Origin of the sequence: Streptomyces sp. NBC_00076 (assembly GCF_045041235.1) — a bacterium.
Lineage (GTDB): Bacteria > Actinomycetota > Actinomycetes > Streptomycetales > Streptomycetaceae > Streptomyces.
This window is the reverse complement of record NZ_CP108242.1, coordinates 1,786,112-1,803,925: the sequence shown is the minus strand read 5'-3', so window position 1 is coordinate 1,803,925 and position 17,814 is coordinate 1,786,112. Positions and strand designations below refer to the sequence as shown.

The following is a 17,814-nucleotide window of genomic DNA, read 5'->3' as shown; positions in this document are numbered from 1 at the left end:
CGTGCCGTGGTGCCCCTCGAAGGTCGCGTCAGACCAGGAGGCCTCCGCAATGACCGCCCATCGCAGTCCGCTCTCCGAGCTGGAGCAGGGAATTCCGTTCGAACAGCGCCACATCGGGCCTGACCAGGAAGCGCGGGCGAAGATGCTCGCCCAGGTCGGGTATGGCTCGCTGGACGAGCTCACCGCCGCCGCCGTGCCGGACGTGATCAAGAACGCCGAGGCGCTCGATCTGCCGGGTGCGCGTACCGAGGCCGAGGTGCTGGCCGAGCTGCGTTCGCTGGCCGACCGAAACCAGGTTCTCGACTCCATGGTCGGCCTCGGGTACTACGGGACCTTCACGCCGCCCGTCATCCTGCGCAACGTGATGGAGAATCCGGCCTGGTACACGGCCTACACGCCCTACCAGCCCGAGATCTCCCAGGGGCGCCTGGAGGCGCTGCTGAACTTCCAGACCATGGTCGCCGAGCTCACCGGGCTGCCGACCTCCGGTGCCTCGCTGCTCGACGAGGGCACCGCGGCGGCCGAGGCGCTGGCGCTGTCGCGGCGCATGGGCAAGAACAAGAAGGGCCTCTTCCTGGTCGACGCGGACACGCTGCCGCAGACCGTCGCCGTGATCCGGACGCGGGCCGAGCCGACCGGCGTCGAGGTCGTCGTCGCGGACCTCGGTGACGGCATTCCGGCCGAGATCGCCGGGCGTGAGATCAACGGCGTGCTGATCCAGTACCCGGGCGCCTCCGGTGCCGTACGCGACATCGAGCCGCTCGTCGAGCAGGCCCACGAACTCGGTGCGCTCGTGACGGTCGCCGCCGATCTGCTGGCGCTGACGCTGCTGAAGTCCCCGGGGGAGCTCGGTGCGGACATCGCCGTCGGGACGACCCAGCGGTTCGGTGTGCCGATGGGCTTCGGCGGGCCGCACGCCGGATACATGGCGGTGCGAGAGAAGTTCGCGCGCAGCCTGCCCGGGCGGCTCGTCGGAGTGTCCGTCGACGCCGACGGGAACAAGGCCTATCGGCTCGCCCTGCAGACGCGGGAGCAGCACATCCGGCGCGAGAAGGCGACCAGCAACATCTGCACCGCGCAGGTGCTGCTCGCCGTGATGGCCGGCATGTACGCCGTCTACCACGGGCCCGAGGGCCTCAAGGGGATCGCGCGGCGCACCCACCGATACGCCACGATCCTCGCCGCGGGGCTTACGGCCGGCGGGGTCGAGGTGGTGCACGGCTCGTACTTCGACACGCTGACCGCCCGGGTGCCCTCACGGGCCGCCGAGGTCGTCGCGGCCGCGCGCGAGAACGGCGTCAACCTGTGGCTCGTGGACGCCGACCTGGTGTCGATCGCGTGCGACGAGACCACCGCGCGAGCCCAACTGGCCGCCGTGTGGGCCGCGTTCGGGGTCGAAGGCGACATCGAGGCGCTGGACGCGGCCACCGACGACTCCCTTCCGGCCGCGCTGCTGCGCACCGACGACTACCTCACTCACCCGGTCTTCCACCAGCACCGCTCCGAGACCGCGATGCTTCGCTACCTGCGTCGGCTGGCCGACCGGGACTACGCACTCGACCGCGGCATGATCCCGCTGGGTTCCTGCACCATGAAGCTCAACGCGACCACCGAGATGGAGCCGGTCACCTGGTCCGAGTTCGGTCAGCTGCACCCCTTCGCGCCCGCCGAGCAGGCCGAGGGCTACCTCGTGCTGATCCGCGAGCTGGAGGAGCGTCTCGCCGAGGTCACCGGGTACGACAAGGTGTCGCTGCAGCCCAACGCCGGTTCGCAGGGCGAGTTGGCGGGACTGCTCGCCGTACGCGGATATCACCGGGCCAACGGTGACGAGCAGCGGACCGTGTGCCTGATCCCGTCGTCGGCGCACGGCACCAACGCCGCCAGTGCCGTGATGGCCGGGATGAAGGTCGTGGTGGTGAAGACCGCCGAGGACGGCGAGATCGACGTCGAGGACCTGCGGGCGAAGATCGAGCAGCACCGCGACGAGCTGGCGGTGCTGATGATCACGTACCCCTCCACGCACGGTGTGTTCGAGGAGCATGTCGCGGACATCTGCGCGCAGGTGCACGAGGCCGGCGGTCAGGTGTATGTCGACGGTGCCAACCTCAACGCCCTGGTGGGGCTGGCCAAGCCGGGGCACTTCGGCGGGGACGTCTCGCACCTGAACCTGCACAAGACCTTCTGCATCCCGCACGGCGGCGGCGGTCCGGGCGTCGGGCCGGTGGGGGTGCGCGCGCACCTGGCGCCGTATCTGCCGAACCACCCGCTGCAGCCCGCGGCCGGGCCGGAGACCGGTGTCGGACCGATCTCGGCCGCTCCCTGGGGATCCGCCGGGATCCTGCCCATCTCGTGGGCGTATGTGCGGCTCATGGGCGGTGAAGGACTCAGGCGGGCCACGCAGGTGGCGGTGCTCTCCGCGAACTACATCGCCAAGCGGCTGGAACCGCACTTCCCGGTGCTCTACACCGGCCCGGCCGGGCTGGTCGCGCACGAGTGCATCATCGACCTGCGGCCCCTGACCAAGGCGACCGGTGTGAGCGTCGACGACGTCGCCAAGCGGCTCATCGACTACGGGTTCCACGCGCCGACGATGTCGTTCCCGGTGGCGGGGACGCTGATGATCGAGCCGACCGAGTCCGAGGACCTGATCGAACTCGACCGGTTCTGTGAGGCGATGATCGCCATACGTGCGGAGATCGAGAAGGTCGGCTCGGGCGAGTGGCCCGCGGACGACAACCCGCTGCGGAACGCGCCGCACACCGCGGGCACGCTCGGCGGGGAGTGGGAACACGCGTACACGCGTGAGGAGGCCGTCTTTCCGGCCGGTGTGGCGGTGGCGGACAAGTACTGGCCGCCGGTGCGCCGCATCGACCAGGCCTTCGGCGACCGGAACCTGGTCTGCTCCTGCCCGCCGCTGGACGCGTACGAGGACTGATCTGACGTAGACGGCAAGGGCTCAGTCCGGTCGGCACCGGGCGGAGCCCTTCCGTGTCACGGAGCCCTTCCGCGTCGGTCATGGGGCGTGCGGTGCGACGCGGGTGGTGCCAGTCACGCGGTTGCCAGGGAGACCTCGGTCGACTTGATCAGGGCGACGACCGGGATGCCGGTCGTGAGGCCGAGTTCCGTGACGGCGTCCATGGTGATCACCGCGGTCAGGTCGGCGCCCTCGATGCCGATCCTGACGGCGGCCATGGCGCCGCCGGTCGCGATGTCGCTGATCGTGCCGGGCAGTTGGTTGCGGATGGACAGGCCGTCGACCGGTGCGGTGGCGAGGGACACCTCGGTCGACTTCACCAGGGCGCGTACGGCTGTTCCCGCGGCGAGGCCCAGGTCCTCGGCGGCCTCCAGGGTGATCGCCGCGGTGAGGTTCTGGCCGCCGGTGAGGCGGACCTTGACCGTGGCCATCACCTCTCCCGGCGTGCTGGCGGTGACGATGCCGGAGAGCTGGTTGCGGATGCTCAGGCTCATGGGAGGCCTCACTGGGGGTGGCTGGGGTGGGGGTGTCCGAGGTCTCCCACCGTAGCCGTCCCGATGCCTTATGCCGGGTATGCGTGTGTTTGCGTTGCCTTGACGGTCGCCCAGACCGATGCCCCGGGGTGCAGGTCGAGTTCGGCCGCGGCAACCGTGGTGAGGTCGGCGGTGAGGGGGAGTTCACCGGTGAGGTCCGCGCGGATCTGGTCGCCGTGGGTCTCCAGGCCCGCCACTTCGCAGCGCCAGAGATTGCGGGCGCTGGACCCTGTGGGTTTGTCCCGGTAGAGGGTGACGGCGCTCGGTGGGAACGCGACGAACACCGGGCCGACGAGGACTTCGGTGGTGGTGAGGGCACAGCCGGCGTCGAGACGGACCGTGTGGCCTTCGGACTGCCCCTTGTAGAGGTTCAGGCCGACCAGCTGCGCGATGTAGTCCGTACGAGGATGGCGGGCTATGTCGGCGGGAGTGCCTTCCTGGACGACCCGGCCGTGCTCGACGACGACGAGTCGGTCGGCGAGCACCATGGCGTCCAGCGGGTCGTGGGTGACCAGTACGGCGACAGCCTCGAACTCGGCCAGGTGACGGCGGAGTTGGGCGCGAACCTCCAGGCGGGTGCGGGCGTCCAGGGCGGCGAGGGGCTCGTCGAGAAGGAGCAGGCGAGGGTGAGTGGCCAGGGCGCGGGCGACGGCGACGCGCTGGGCCTGACCGCCGGAGAGCTTGCGGGGCTTGGCGGCGGCGTGTTCGGTGAGGCCCATGCGGTCCAGCCACTCGGCGGCCTCAGCACGGGCCTCCGCTTTGGTGGCGCCCTGACAGCGCGGACCGAAGGCCACGTTGTCGAGCGCGGACAGGTGCGGGAAGAGCAGGTAGTCCTGGAAGACCACGCCGACCGGGCGGGACTCGGGCGGCGTACGGTCCATCGCGGCGCCGTCGAGGCGCAGATGGCCGCCCGTGAGCGGGACGAGACCGGCGAGGGCACGCAGGGCGGTGGTCTTGCCGGCGCCGTTCGGACCGAGCAGGGCGACGACGTCACCGGGGGCCGCGGTGAGGGTGACGTCCAGCCGGAACGTTCCGCGTTCGACGACGAGACGGGAGTCGAGGCCCGGCTCACGTCCGTCCTCGGTGACGGGGGCGGCTGCGGTGGCGTCGGTCATGAGGGGCGTCCAGCTCGGGTCTTGGGAGCGGGTGGGGTGGGGCCGTGGGGTGGCGCCAGGGTGGTGGGGCTTTGTTCTGCGGTGGTGCCACTCGGTTTGCAGTGTCTTCGGCTCGGGGGTGGTGGGCTGGTGGGCGGGCGTCGGGGCATTTCCTCAGCGTCGGTGGCGGGGGCTTGGGGGAGTTCGGCATCGGCTCAGGATGTGGTCATCCAGCGGTCCCGCAGGCCCGCCAGTACGGCGATGGAGACCGCCAGCAGGACCAGGCTGAGGGCGATCGCGGCCGCCGGGTCGTTCTGCAGGGCCAGGTAGACCGCCAGCGGCATGGTCTGGGTACGGCCAGGGAAGTTGCCGGCGAAGGTGATCGTCGCCCCGAACTCGCCCAGCGCCCGCGCCCAGGCCAGCACCGAGCCCGCCGCGATGCCCGGCGCGATCAGCGGGAGGGTGACCCGGCGGAACGCGGTGAAGCGGGAGGCACCGAGGGTGGTGGCCGCCTCCTCGTAGCGGGGGTCGGCGGCCCGCAGGGTGCCCTCGACGCTGATGACGAGGAACGGCATCGCCACGAACGTCTCCGCGAGGACGACGCCCGTCGTGGTGAACGGGAGTGTGATGCCGAACCAGGAGTCCAGCCACTGGCCCACGACTCCGTTGCGGCCGAGGGCGAGCAGCAGGGCCACACCGCCGACCACCGGGGGCAGCACGAGGGGCAGGGTGACCAGGGCACGGACCAGACCACGTCCGGGGAAGTCGGTGCGGGCCAGCAGCCAGGCCAACGGGACGCCGATGACCAGGCTCAGCGCGGTCGCCGCCGTGGCACACACCATTGACAGGCGCAGGGCCTGCCACACCTCGACGCTGGTCAGCTGCTCGGGGAGGGTGCGCCACGGGGCACGTACCAGCAGGGCGATCAGGGGGAGGAGCAGAAACGCCAGACCCGCCAGGGCGGGGAGGAGGAGAGGCAGCGGGACGCCGCGGCCCCCTCGGTGACGCCGGGGTGCGTCGTGGCCGCTTCGGGACCGGAGGGCACGTTTACGCCGTGAGCCGCCTCGCAAAGTGACGGCCGCGAGGGTGGGCCGGGCCTCGCCGGACCCGCTGGGACCAAGGGTGGTCCTGCCGGGTCCGGTGGCGTCGGGCGTCGCCTGGTCCGGGCCGGTCACGGCTTGAGGAACCCCGCCTCGGTCAGGACCTTCTGGCCTTCGGCGGAGTTGACCAGATCGATGAACGCCTTCGCCGTTCCGGGGTTCTGGGAGTTCTTGAGAAGGGTGATCGGGTAGTCGTTGATGGCGTCGGCCGACTCGGGGAAGTCCACCCCCCGCACCTTGTCGCCCGCCGCGTGCACGTCGGTCTTGTAGACCACGGCGGCGTCGGCCTCCTTCAGCTCGACCTTGGTCAGGGCGGCCTTGACGTCCTGCTCGTAGGAGACCGGGGTGAGCTTGAGCTTGGCGGCGTCCAGTGCCTTCTGGGCGGCGGCGCCGCACGGCACCTCCTTGTCGCACAGGACGACCTTCAGCTTCGTGTCGGTGAGGTCCTTCAAGGTGGCGATCTTGTCGGGGTTGCCCGGAAGGGTGGCGATCTCCAGCTGGTTGCGGACGAAGGTGCTCGGGGTGCCGGTGGCGTCCTTCGCGTCGGTGACGACGGCCATCGTCTTCGGGCTGGCGGAGGCGAAGACGTCGGCCGGTGCGCCGCTGGTGATGCTCGCGGCGAGGGTGTCGCTGCCGCCGAAGTTGAAGGTGACCTTCGTGCCCGGGTGATCCTTCTCGAACTGCCTGCCCAGCGTCGTGAAGCTCTCCTTGAGCGAGGCGGCGGCGAAGACGGTCACCTCGCCGGACAACTTCGACGACGCGGACGCCGAGGAGTCGGAGCCCGGCGCGCCCGAGGCCGAGTCGGAGTCGGACGAGGAGCAGGCGGACAGCGCCAGCAGCGCGGCCACTCCCGCACCGGCCACCTGCAGCGTACGGCGGGTCCGGCGCACGGAACGGGTCATCACGGGTCCACTCCCTCGGTCTGCCTGGAGAAGAGCCCATCGGACCCTTCCGATGCGCCGATCATACTTCCGCATGTGCGAGGGGTAAGGCTCCTGGTGCGCCGCATGCGCTGGCGTATGCGGCGCTGAAGGCGCGCATGTGCGTTTCGCTGGAATGCGTCGGAATGCGTCGGAATGCGTCGGAGTGTGTCGTCCGGTGGATCAGACGCGGTCGATGTGTACGTTCGTCGACTTCACGCGAGCCGTGGCCTCCATGCCGACCTCCAGACCGAGTTCCTCGACCGCCTCCCGGGTCAGGAGGGACACGAGTCGGTGCGGGCCGGCCTGGATCTCGACCTGGGCGGCGACATCGCCGAGCTTGATCGCGGTGACGATGCCGGGGAAGGCGTTGCGGGCGGAGGTGTACGGCGTGTCCTCCTCGCTGCTCCCGGTCTTGGCGAGTTCCACCGAGAAGGCGGCAAGGTCCCGTCCGTCGACGAGCCGCCTGCCACTGTCGTCGCGGTGGGTGGCCACCCGGCCGGCGTCCGCCCAGCGTCGCGCGGTGTCGGGGCTCACGCCGAGCAGTCGCGCTGCCTGGCCGATTGTGTAGGACTGCATGCCGGTCACGATAGGGCGCCGACCAGGAACCGCGGGTGGGGGGTTGGCCGTTGGGTATAACGCGATATAGCTTTAGTGTGACGGTGAAGGGGATGAGGCGCATGGCGGGTGGGCCATCACGGGACAGCGGGCTGCCTGGTGTCGCCACGGAGCTCGGGCTGAGGGCCTCGCACGAAGACCGCGACCAGGTCGTGGACGTGCTGCGGGTCGCCGCTGGGGACGGGCGGCTGACCGCGGAGGAACTCGACGAGAGGGTGGGGGCCGCGCTGACCGCGCGCACGATGGGGGAGCTGGCCGATCTGACGGCGGATCTGCCGACCGTGACGTCGGCGAGTCGGGGCGCGGCCGAGGTCAAGGACCTGGTGCGGATCGAACAGGAGGGTGCCTCCACGCGGCGCGGCGAGGGCTGGGTGGTGCCGCGGCGGATGGAGATCCGTTCCATGTGGGGCGAGGTGGTACTCGACTTCACCCAGGCCGTGATCACACACGACAGGCTGCGCCTCGACCTCGACATACGTGGCGGCTCCCTGAAACTGCTGACGCGCCCGGGCGTCGTCGTGGACACGGACGACCTGGTGACCCACTACGCCAAGATCAAGGCGCGGCGGTCGGCTGCGCCGGAGACGTCTGTGGTGTTGCGTGTGGAGGTGGCCGGCGAGCTGCACTACGGGCAGGTCGTGGTGCGTCCGCCGGGAAGGTTCGGGAGGTAGCGGAGTAAGGACTCCTCAGCCCGTGTGGACCCGCGGACGTCGTGCGCGGTCCGGTTCGGCCTCCCGGAGGACCTCTCGGGTGACCGGGGCGACCTCGCCCTGGCCGAAGAGGAAGAAACGCAGGAAGTTGGCGAAGGGGTTGCCCTCGGTCCACTCGAAGTAGATGTGCGGGGTGCACCTGGTCGCGTCGCGGATGTGCAGGAGCAGCGCGGCCAGGGCGTTCGGTATGGAGGAGGACTCCAGCGTCAGGACGCGGTACCGGTTGTGCAGAACCTCGCCGCGTACCGTCAGGCCCGCCTCGAACTCTGACGGGTCGACGACCGTGACCTCGACGAAGACGAAGTCCTCCCCGGGGATGTCGTTGTCCTGCCGGATCTGCTCGATCTTGTCGCGGTACTCGGCCTTGTCCCGCCGGTCCGGCTCGTTGGCGATGAACCGTATTTTGCGGCTTGCCATGTCACGGACGAAACGCTCCGCCATGCGGTCGAGCGTCACGCTGGTCACGCGGAGCTCGAAGGCACGGGCCAGCCGGGACAACAGGGAGACCAGGATGATGCCGGCGATGAAGCAGGCGCCGATCTTCACGCCGTCGGGGCGCTCGATGACGTTCATGACGGTCGTGTAGAGGAAGACCGCCGAGATCACCGCGAAGGCGACGGTCCAATTCCGCTGGCCGGCCTTGCGTGCGGCGATGGTGACCGCGATCGCGGCGGAGCTGATCAGGACCAGCACACCGGTGGCGTAGGCGCCGCCCTGCGCGTCGACGTCCGCGTCGAAGATCCAGGTGACCAGGAAGGCGATCAGGGTGAAGACGATGACCATGGGACGCACCGCGCGGGCCCAGTGCGGAGCCATGCCGTAGCGGGGCAGATAGCGGGGCATCAGGTTGAGCAGTCCGGCCATCGCGGAGGCGCCGGCGAACCAGAGGATGGCGATGGTCGAGACGTCGTAGACCGTGCCGAAGGCGTTGCCCAGGTAGTCGTGCGCGAGGTAGGCCAGCGCGCGTCCGTTGGCCGCTCCGCCCGGCTCGAACTCCTTCTCCGGGATCAGCAGGGTGGTGATGAAGCTGGTGGCGATCAGGAAGCCGCTCATGATGAGGGCGGCGGTGGTGAGCAGCTTCTTCGTGTCCCGGATCCGTCCGCTCGGCCGTTCGTCGGTGTCGTCGGGGTCGCCCTGTACGTGCGGCATGACGGCCACCCCGGTCTCGAAGCCGGAGAGACCGAGGGCGAGTTTGGGGAAGACGAGCAAGGCCACGCCGACCATGGCGAAGACGTTGCCGTGCTCCGCGGTCAGGGCGCTGGACCAGTCGGTGACGACGTGGCCCGCGGTGATCACGTGCCACAGGCCGACGAACACGACGACGAGGTTCAGCGAGAGGTAGATGCCGACGAGGGTGACCGCGACACCGATCGCCTCCAGGAAGCCCTTCAGGAACACCGCGCCGAGCAGCGCCACGAGGACGAGGGTGATCAGCATCTTCTGGTCGTGCAGGGTGCTCGTCAGGTGCGGATTCTCGATCAGGTGGGTCGAGGCGTCCGCCGCGGAGAGGGTGATGGTGATCAGGAAGTCGGTGGCGGCGAAGCCGAGCAGGGTCAGGACGAAGAGCTTGCCCTTCCAGAAGGACAGCAGCCGCTCCAGCATCGCGATCGAACCCTCGCCGCGCGGGCTCTCCTCGGCCACTCGCCGGTACACGGGCAGAGCGCCGGCGAGGGTGACGATCACCAGCACGATGGTCGCTACGGGTGACAGCAGGCCGGCGGCGAGGGCCGCGATGCCTGGCTGGTAACCGAGGGTGGAGAAGTAGTCGACACCGGTCAGACACATGACCCGCCACCAGCGCTGGCCCTTGTGTGCGGGTTCCGGTTCGGCGTGTGGTCCCTGGTGGCCGCCGCCCTTTCCCATGTCGGACAGCCCCTCCAGCATCCACGTGCGCAGACGGCTGGGAGGAGGGTGTTCGGTGGTGGCCATGTGAGGGTGCTCCTGAGGTGCGGCTCAGCGTCTAATTCCGGCCATCACGTATACGACGGGACCAGCGTAAGCAGACAGTGACATCCGGGCCCACGGATGGGGACGCCGAGGGCGTCAAGCTTCCGTTAAGACTGGCGGGGCGGGCGTCTTGAGGCCGGCGGGGCGGGCGGCAGGGCTTGATCTTGCCCGGGGTCGGCTGAAGGCCGTCCCCGCGTGCCCTCACCGCGTCTCGCGCGGTCGTCGAGGCCGCCTGCAGTGCGACTCCGTAACGTTCGCCGAATCATCCGAAAGTTTCGCACCATCGCGGCGCTCGATGGGACTGGCGCGCACGCGGACGTACGGAGTCCGGGTGGCACGCAAGGGCATCGCGACGACCCCGCGCCGGGCCAGGCGCTGGAGTGGCCGCTCCGGTGTGGCCCGGACCCGTAGGCCGTTGCCCCGAGGCGCCGCATCTCCACCGCACCGGTCTGATCCTCGCTGACTGCGGTTCCGCGCGCGGTGGCAGCGTCTCGATCGCCGCCCGCGCTCCCGTCGCTCCCCGCGAAGCGCTACGAACCGGCACCCGGCAACCCGCCTCTCCTTCCGGCGGCTCGACCGGGAGGCCTCCCGTCCCAGTGGAGTGGGCGGACGACCGGCCGCGCGTCGACCCGGTGCGCGCGCGGCCCCCGACGTCGGCCGCCCGCCAGGTTCGCCTGCACGCAGCCGGCTCGTGAACCGGCGGCTTTCCGGGGCGAGTTGACGAGGGCTTCCGCCAAGATTCCCCGCGTACAAGGGGTTGCCACCGTTTGGCAGCTGTCTCTAGGGTGCGGCATCAACGAACCTTTCTGAATTATCTCCGAAACTTTCGGTCCAAGGGTGGGCGTGGACGCGCCCTCCCGTACCCAAGGAGCGCATGATGGGCGACCCGGCACTGTCCCGCCGCGGCTTCCTGGCGGCCTCCGCCGCGGCCGGTGTGAGCGTGACGGCACTGAGCGGCTGCGGCGGCGACTCGGACGGAGGATCGTCCGGGACGACCACCATCGAGTGGTGGAACATCTCCACCATCGAACCGGCGAAGGGCGTCTGGGCAGCTCTGGCCAAGAAGTTCGAGGCCCAGAACCCCAAGGTCAAGATAAAGATCGTCCAGTTGGAGAACGACGCCTACAAGTCGAAGATGACGGCGCTGACCGCTTCCGGGAAGCTGCCCGACATCTTCCACACCTGGGGCGGAGGTGTCCTGAAGCAGCAGGTCGACGCCGGGCTGATCGAGGACCTCACCGACCGGACCAAGCCGTGGGCCGACGGTCTGCTGAAGGCCGCGAAGGCGCCGTACCTGCTCGACGACAAGGTGTACGGCATTCCGTTCGACATCGGCATGATCGGCTTCTGGTACAACAAGGCGCTGTTCAAGCAGGCAGGGGTCAGCACGCCGCCGACGACCTGGAGCGACTTCCTGGACGCCGTCGGCAAGCTCAAGGCCAAGGGCGTCACCCCCATCGGTCTCGCGGGCAAGGAGAAGTGGCCCGGCATGTACTACTGGGCCTACCTCGCCATGCGCACCGCGGGCGCCGAGGCCCTGCAGAAGGCCTACGACGACAAGGACTTCACCGGAGCCGACTTCGTCGCGGCCGGCGAGCACCTCAAGGAACTCGTGGACCTCCAGCCCTTCCAGAAGGGGTTCCTCAACGCCGCCTACTCCAGTCCCACCGGGCAGGCCGCAGCCGTCGGCAACGGCAAGGCGGCGATGGAACTCATGGGCCAGTGGGCTCCTTCGGTGCAGGAAGACGCGGGCAAGGGCCTCGGGGACGACCTCGGCTTCTTCCCCTTCCCCGCGGTGGCGGGCGGCAAGGGCACCATCACCGAGGTATTCGGCGGGGGCGGCGGGCACGCGCTGCGCAGGGGCGCCCCGCAGGCGGCCGTCGACTTCCTGAAGTTCTTCGCCTCCGAGCCGACCGACCTGGAACTGGTCAAGAAGACAAATGTGCTGCCGGTCGTGCCGGGGGCCGAGAGCGCCATCACCGACCCCAACTTCAAGGCCGTACAGGCGCAGTTGAACAGCGCCACCGGCTTCCAGCTCTACCTCGACCAGGCGTACGCCCCCGCCGTTGGCCAGGAGGTCAACGACAGCGTGGCCGCGCTCATCGCCGGCTCCAAGTCCCCCGGGCAGGTCGCCCAGTCGATCACGCAGGCCACGAAGGAAGAGCAGTAGCCGACGTGTCCTCCACAACCCCCATCCTTCCGGACAAGCGGACCGGCCCCGACGTCGATCTCCCGCCCCCGGCCGCGGGCGCGGCCCGGGGGCGGGCCCGGCGGCGCGTGCTCCACTGGCTCACCGCGACGGCCTTCCAGATCCCCGCCCTGGTGCTGTTCATCGGGCTCGTGCTGCTGCCGATGCTGTTCGCGCTGTACGCGGCGTTCTTCCGGTGGGGCGGCTTCGGCATGCCCTCCGACTACGTCGGCCTCGACAACTTCGACCGGCTCTTCGACGACCCGGTGTTCCTGGGCGACCTGTGGCGCTCTCTGGTCCTGATCCTGCTGTCGCTGGCCCTCCAACTGCCGTTCGCGCTCGGCATGGCGGTGTTGCTGAACCAGCGGCTGCGGGGCCGGGCGGTCTACCGGATGCTGTTCTTCGCGCCGTACATCCTGTCCGAGGCCATCACCGGCGTGCTGTTCAGCATGATCTTCGCCCCGGACGACGGTCTCGCCGACCAGGTCCTGGGCAGCGTGGGCCTGGACGGGCTCGGCAGCACCTGGTTCGCCGACCCCTCCACCGTGATGGCGACCCTCTTCCTCGTCATGACCTGGAAGTACTTCGGCTTCCACATGATGCTCTACCTGGCCGGACTGCAGTCCATCCCGGCCGAGTTGACCGAGGCGGCACTCATCGACGGCGCCAGCGCCTGGCAGCGCTTCCGCAACGTCACCCTGCCGCTGCTCGCGCCGACCCTGCGTATCAGCGTGTTCCTGGCCGTCATCGGCGCGATCCAGCTCTTCGACCTGGTGTGGGTGATCACGCAGGGCGGCCCCGACCACCACTCCGAGACCATGGCCGTGACCATGTTCCAGTACGGCTTCAAGCGCTACCAGGTCGGCTACGCCAGCGCGATCAGCGTGGTCATGTTCGGCATCAGCCTCGTCTTCGCCCTCGCCTACCAGCGGTTCGTGCTCCGCCGCGACCTGGAAGGGGCCACCACGACCATGCGAGGAGGCGGGAAGTGACCCTCACCCAGAAGGCGCCGACACGGAATTCACCGCCGCGGAAGGCGCCCACGAGGAAGCCCCGCGGGAAGACGCTCCCGGTCCACGCCGTGCTCGTCACGGTCGGTGCCGTGATGGCCGTACCGCTGCTCTACGCGATCATCTCCGGCTTCAAGTCCACCGACCAGCTCTCCCGCAACCCGATCGGGCTGCCCGACCCGTGGGTGACCTCCAACTACACCGGCATCCTCGGCTCGGGCTCGTTCTGGCAGCTGGTCGGCAGCAGCACGCTCATCGCGATCGGGACGACCGTCATCGTCGTCGCGGTCTCCGCGCTCGCCGCCTTCTCCTTCGCCCGGTTCGCCTTCCGCGGACGGGAGCTGCTGTTCACGCTGTTCACGATGGGGCTGATGTTCCCCTTCGCGGTGGCGGCCCTGCCGCTGTTCCTGCTGCTGCGCTCCCTGGGCCTGCTGGACAACCCGCTGGGCGTGATCCTGCCGCAGGCCGCGTTCGGGCTGCCGATGACGATCATCATCCTGCGAGGGTTCTTCCGGCAGATCCCCGGCGAGCTGGAGGAGGCGGCCACGCTCGACGGGTGCAGCCCGTTCGGGTTCTTCTGGCGGATCCTGCTGCCCATGGCCCGGCCCGCGCTCGGCACCGTCTCGGTCCTCGCCGTGGTCGCCAGCTGGAACAACTTCTTCCTGCCGCTGCTGGTGTTCACCGACTCCACCTGGTGGACCATCCCGATCGGCGTGCAGCAGTTCCAGGGGCAGTACTCCGCGGACTACGCCAAGGTCTTCGCCTACCTGGTGCTCGCCATGGTCCCCGCCCTCGCCTTCTACTCGGTCGCCGAGCGCCAGCTCGTCGGCGGCCTCGCCGCGGGTGCCACGAAGGGATGACCGGCATCCGCGGCCGTACGGCTCACCCTCCCCAGCCCTGGACCTCCCTCGATCCGGGGCACTCCATCCGCACGTGAGGAGTCGCACCATGCGCAGTACGACCACTCGCTCCCGCACCCGACTCAGACTCGCCGGTTCCCTCGCGGCCCTCCTGGTCGCGGCGGGGATCGCCACCGGCCCGGCGGCCCAGGCCGGCGAACAGCACGGCAGGCAGCACGCCAAGCAGCCGACCCTCGCTGACCTCGCCCAGCGCCACGGCCGCTACTTCGGCAGCGCCACCGACAATCCCGAGCTCACCGACGAGCCGTACAAGGCCGTCCTCGGCAGCGAGTTCGACATGATCACGCCCGGCAACGGCATGAAGTGGTACGCCACCGAACCCCAGCAAGGCGTCTTCGACTGGTCCAAGGGCGACGAGATAGTGAACCTCGCCCGCGCCAACCACCAGCGGGTGCGCGGCCACACCCTGGTCTGGCACAGCCAGCTGCCCGGCTGGCTCACCGACCGCACCTGGACGGCGCCCGAGCTCAGGGCCGTCCTGAAGAAACACATCCAGACGGAGGTCCGCCACTACCGGGGCAAGATCTACGCCTGGGACGTGGTCAACGAGGCGTTCAACGAGGACGGCACCTACCGCGAGACCGTCTTCTACAACACGCTCGGCCCCGGCTACATCGCCGACGCCCTTCGCTGGGCCCACCAGGCCGACCCGAAGGCCAAGCTCTACCTCAACGACTACAACATCGAGGCGATCGGCCCGAAGAGCGACGCCTACTACAAGCTGGCCCAGGAACTGAAAGCCCAGGGCGTCCCGCTCGACGGCATCGGCCTCCAGGCGCACCTCGCCCTCCAGTACGGGTATCCGACCACCCTGGAGGACAACCTCCGCCGCTTCTCACGGCTCCGTCTGGACACCGCGCTCACCGAGGTCGACATCCGCATGTACGTGCCCGCGGACGAGGCGAAGCTGGCCACGCAGGCCGAGTGGTACCGGGACATGACCGAGGACTGTCTCGCGGTGCGCCGTTGCGTGGGAATCACGCTGTGGGACTACACGGACAAGTACTCGTGGATCCCGGCGTTCTTCGAGGGCCAGGGCGCGGCGCTGCCGTGGGACGAGCAACTGGCGCCGAAACCGGCGTACTTCGCGATCCGCAAGGCGCTGAAGTAGGGCGACCGCCGGCTCAGGAACCCGTTCCCGGGCGCCTGCGAGGGGGGGTGCCCGGGAACGTCCACCACTACGCCCCGGTCAACGGTGCCGTGCTGGCCCTGACCACCAGCTCGGTGCCGAGCTCCACCCTCGGGGAATCCGGCTGTTCGTCGCGGGTCATCCGCAGCACCGTACGGACAGCCAGCTTGCCCATGTCGGCGAGAGGCTGGCGCACGGTGGTCAGCGGCGGTGCCGACCACCGGACTTCCGGAAGATCGTCGAAACCGACCACACTCATGTCCTCCGGCACCCTGAACCCCCGCCGACGCAGCGCCTCGATCGCGCCGAGGGCCATCTGGTCGCTGGCCGCGAACACCGCGGTCGGCGGCTCGGACAGGTCCAGCAGCGTGTTGCAGCCGGTGAACCCGGACTCCGGACGGAAGTCGCCGGGGACGACGAGAGAGTCGTCCACCGCGAGGCCCGCGGCCTCCAGCGCCGCGCGGTAGCCGTCGAAGCGGGCCCGGGAGCACAGCAGCCGGGGCGGGCCGGAGATCAGGCCGATCCTGCGGTGCCCCAGCGACAACAGATGCTCGGTGGCCGCCATGCCGCCCGCCCAGTTGGCGGCGCCCACGGTCGGCACGTCGAGGGCGGGGGAACCCGCCGGGTCGACGACCACCAGCGGGACGCCGAGGATGCGCAGTTCCTCGTGCAGCACCGGCTCCAGCGCCGAGGTGACCAGGATGACGCCGTCGGAGGCGCGGGCCCGCAGATTGCGCAGCCACTCCCGTGCGTCGCCGGTGCGCCCGTGGATCGCGGAGACCACGGTGCCCACCCCGGCCGCGTGGGCGACCTCCTCGACGCCCCGGATGATCTCCACCGCCCACGGGGAGTCGAGGTCGTTGAAGACGAGGTCGAGCAGGGCGGCCCGGGTGCCGGGGGCGGCGGGGCGCCTGCGGTAGCCGTGCCGTTGCAGCAGGTCCTCGACCCGGGCTCGGGTCGACGGCGAGACGTCGGACCGGCCGTTGACCACCCGCGACACGGTCGGCACCGAGACCCCGGCCTGCCGGGCGATCTCCGTGATCGTGACCTTGCCCCGCGCCGGCGGCGCCGTCTCGGCGTCGGCCTCCCCTGCTGCCACTTCCCCACCTCCGTCGACGGTGGCCCCGTCGGCCCTCTGCGCACCGGACGGATCCACGAAACTTCCAGAAGTCTTCCGGAAAGAGGTGGGCCGTGGGAAGAGCGCACCCGCAACGCGCGCGGGACGGCACCTGCGGGACCGCAGCACACACGAGGGGCTACGGGGAGTGACCGACCCCGGACATGGATCGGGGCCGGTGCGCAGTCGAGGCTGCGAGCCGGCCCCTCAAGTACTCCGGGCGGCGCGGTGGACCGCCCGGTCAGGCTCAGGCGACTTTCAGTACCTGGCCGGCCAGCGGACGGTGCGGGGCGATGACCCGGCCGTCCGGCAGGAGCTCACCGGTGTCCTCGAAGAGCAGGACGCCGTTGCACAGCAGGCTCCATCCCTGTTCCGGGTGGTGCGCCGCAAGGCGGGCGGATTCCCGGTCGGCGGAGTCGGCTGTCGGGCACGGTGGCTGGTGCTGGCACATTGATGGGATCTTTCGCTCTGTCGTGACGGATGAGATGGACGTGGTGTCAGTCTCGCGGCTTGAAGCGTCGTTCATGGCCGCCCCCCGTTGGATAAGTCGGTCCGAACCCAGTGTTGCCCCACGGACGTCAATCCGCAGGGATTTAGCGGCACCGCTTCTCACAGGTTCATGACGCATCACTCGCCCGGACGGTTCACTCCAACTGCACCGTCACTTCGGATGGTTCGCAGTAGTCAGATGGGGATGGGCCGGACGGGGCGGAGATCCGTTCCGGCTCGTACGAGCCATAAAGTGCTCGTACGAGCGAAAGGTCGCTGGAAATCCCGGTACGCGCGTCAGACGGCGGCCGGAAACGGCGTCGTACCCCGCTACCCGGAATTCGGGGCGGGGTACGAAGGTCGCCGAGGCGTGGAATGTCAGGCGGGAGAGCTGAGCAGTGGTGCGGGAGTCACCCGATGGGTGAGGACCGGGAGCAGGTCGGCCACCCGGTGCGGGCGGTGGGCCGCGATGCCGGGCGGGGCGGGCGCCAGCGGGACCAGCAGATCGTCGGCGGCGGGGTGACCGGTCGCGCCGTCGGCGGTGCAGTCGCCGTGCAGCCAGAGCGTGAGCATGTAGAGGCCGGGGATCGACAGCAGGCGCGCCTGGTAGGGCTGCTTGATGCTCTCCGCCTGGCGCAGCGCCTGTTCGGTGGAGGCGATGTACGGGCCTTCGAAGAAGCGGGAGAACGCCCATCCGTCGGGCGTCAGCATGGTCTCGGCCGCGGCGACCGCGCGGTCGCCGCAGCGGATCAGGAAACGCCAGCCGGCCAGCCGGGTGGCGGGGGCGCCCGCGGAGTCGATCCCCTCCAGAACGTGTACGGGTAGCGGCAGCTCGGGCGTGACAGTTCCCTGGGCGTGCAGCAGCGAGGGAGTGCGGGCCTCGCGGACCGCGGTGGGAGAACCGAGGGCGGTGAGAACGGAACGAAGGGCTGGCGCGGGAGCCGGAGGGACATTCAGCGGCATGGTGGGTCGCCTCTCATTCGACAGGCACAGTGGCGCGAGGGCGGGGCGTGGCGTGGCGGACGGCGCTGTCAGCTCGCGAGGCAGGAGAGGCGGGGGTCCCGG

15 protein-coding genes are annotated in these 17,814 nt (G+C 69.8%); 6 read left to right on the top strand and 9 right to left on the bottom strand.

Annotation, left to right across the window (positions count from 1 at the left end; genetic code table 11):
• Positions 1–49: 49 nt before the first annotated feature.
• The gene (gcvP, locus tag OHA64_RS08320; RefSeq protein WP_405610187.1) at positions 50–2,935 is read left to right on the top strand and encodes an aminomethyl-transferring glycine dehydrogenase; all 2,886 of its coding nucleotides are present in this window, start codon (positions 50–52) and stop codon (positions 2,933–2,935) included.
• A 113-nt stretch (positions 2,936–3,048) separates the two neighbouring features.
• Here gcvP and OHA64_RS08315 read toward each other — a convergent pair whose 3' ends face one another.
• The 5 genes from OHA64_RS08315 to OHA64_RS08295 all read right to left on the bottom strand — a co-directional run bounded on the left by OHA64_RS08315 (position 3,049) and on the right by OHA64_RS08295 (position 7,200).
• Positions 3,049–3,468 carry a molybdopterin-binding protein gene (locus OHA64_RS08315; protein WP_405610184.1) on the bottom strand — a complete coding sequence of 140 codons (420 nt, stop codon included), beginning with the start codon at positions 3,466–3,468 and terminating at the stop codon, positions 3,049–3,051.
• Between the two features lie 68 nt (positions 3,469–3,536).
• Complete coding sequence (locus tag OHA64_RS08310) at positions 3,537–4,622, bottom strand: ABC transporter ATP-binding protein (RefSeq protein ID WP_405610181.1); 1,086 nt, start codon at positions 4,620–4,622, stop codon at positions 3,537–3,539.
• Between the two features lie 194 nt (positions 4,623–4,816).
• Entirely contained in the window at positions 4,817–5,671 is an 855-nt protein-coding gene (modB, locus tag OHA64_RS08305) for a molybdate ABC transporter permease subunit (RefSeq protein ID WP_405623903.1), read from the bottom strand.
• 101 nt (positions 5,672–5,772) lie between these two features.
• Positions 5,773–6,603 (bottom strand): molybdate ABC transporter substrate-binding protein, encoded by an 831-nt coding sequence (gene modA, locus OHA64_RS08300; RefSeq protein WP_405623902.1) that lies wholly within the window; start codon positions 6,601–6,603, stop codon positions 5,773–5,775.
• A 201-nt stretch (positions 6,604–6,804) separates the two neighbouring features.
• Positions 6,805–7,200, bottom strand: a complete 396-nt coding sequence (locus OHA64_RS08295) for a molybdopterin-binding protein (RefSeq protein WP_405610178.1) — start codon at positions 7,198–7,200, stop codon at positions 6,805–6,807.
• Between the two features lie 101 nt (positions 7,201–7,301).
• On the opposite strand from OHA64_RS08295, the gene OHA64_RS08290 reads away from it, so the two are divergent.
• Positions 7,302–7,910, top strand: coding sequence for a DUF1707 domain-containing protein (locus tag OHA64_RS08290; RefSeq protein WP_405610175.1), 609 nt, complete (start codon positions 7,302–7,304; stop codon positions 7,908–7,910).
• Between the two features lie 15 nt (positions 7,911–7,925).
• Here the strand turns inward: OHA64_RS08290 and OHA64_RS08285 are convergent, their stop codons facing one another.
• Positions 7,926–9,878 (bottom strand): amino acid transporter, encoded by a 1,953-nt coding sequence (locus OHA64_RS08285; protein ID WP_405610172.1) that lies wholly within the window; start codon positions 9,876–9,878, stop codon positions 7,926–7,928.
• Between the two features lie 895 nt (positions 9,879–10,773).
• Between OHA64_RS08285 and OHA64_RS08280 the strand changes: the two genes are divergently transcribed.
• The 4 genes from OHA64_RS08280 (at position 10,774) to OHA64_RS08265 (ending at position 15,125) form a co-directional block, all read left to right on the top strand.
• Positions 10,774–12,066 (top strand): extracellular solute-binding protein, encoded by a 1,293-nt coding sequence (locus tag OHA64_RS08280; RefSeq protein WP_405623901.1) that lies wholly within the window; start codon positions 10,774–10,776, stop codon positions 12,064–12,066.
• A 5-nt stretch (positions 12,067–12,071) separates the two neighbouring features.
• Positions 12,072–13,076, top strand: a complete 1,005-nt coding sequence (locus tag OHA64_RS08275; RefSeq protein WP_405610169.1) for a carbohydrate ABC transporter permease — start codon at positions 12,072–12,074, stop codon at positions 13,074–13,076.
• 113 nt (positions 13,077–13,189) lie between these two features.
• Positions 13,190–13,954 (top strand): carbohydrate ABC transporter permease, encoded by a 765-nt coding sequence (locus OHA64_RS08270; protein ID WP_405623900.1) that lies wholly within the window; start codon positions 13,190–13,192, stop codon positions 13,952–13,954.
• 88 nt (positions 13,955–14,042) lie between these two features.
• Positions 14,043–15,125, top strand: coding sequence for an endo-1,4-beta-xylanase (locus tag OHA64_RS08265; RefSeq protein ID WP_405610166.1), 1,083 nt, complete (start codon positions 14,043–14,045; stop codon positions 15,123–15,125).
• A gap of 67 nt (positions 15,126–15,192) precedes the next feature.
• Here the strand turns inward: OHA64_RS08265 and OHA64_RS08260 are convergent, their stop codons facing one another.
• The 3 genes from OHA64_RS08260 to OHA64_RS08250 all read right to left on the bottom strand — a co-directional run bounded on the left by OHA64_RS08260 (position 15,193) and on the right by OHA64_RS08250 (position 17,712).
• Positions 15,193–16,242: a LacI family DNA-binding transcriptional regulator gene (locus tag OHA64_RS08260; protein WP_405610163.1), complete on the bottom strand. Its 1,050-nt coding sequence runs from the start codon at positions 16,240–16,242 to the stop codon at positions 15,193–15,195.
• 265 nt (positions 16,243–16,507) lie between these two features.
• Positions 16,508–16,711, bottom strand: a complete 204-nt coding sequence (locus OHA64_RS08255; RefSeq protein WP_405610161.1) for a DUF5999 family protein — start codon at positions 16,709–16,711, stop codon at positions 16,508–16,510.
• Between the two features lie 416 nt (positions 16,712–17,127).
• Positions 17,128–17,712, bottom strand: coding sequence for a hypothetical protein (locus OHA64_RS08250; RefSeq protein WP_405610159.1), 585 nt, complete (start codon positions 17,710–17,712; stop codon positions 17,128–17,130).
• Between the last annotated feature and the right edge of the window lie 102 nt (positions 17,713–17,814).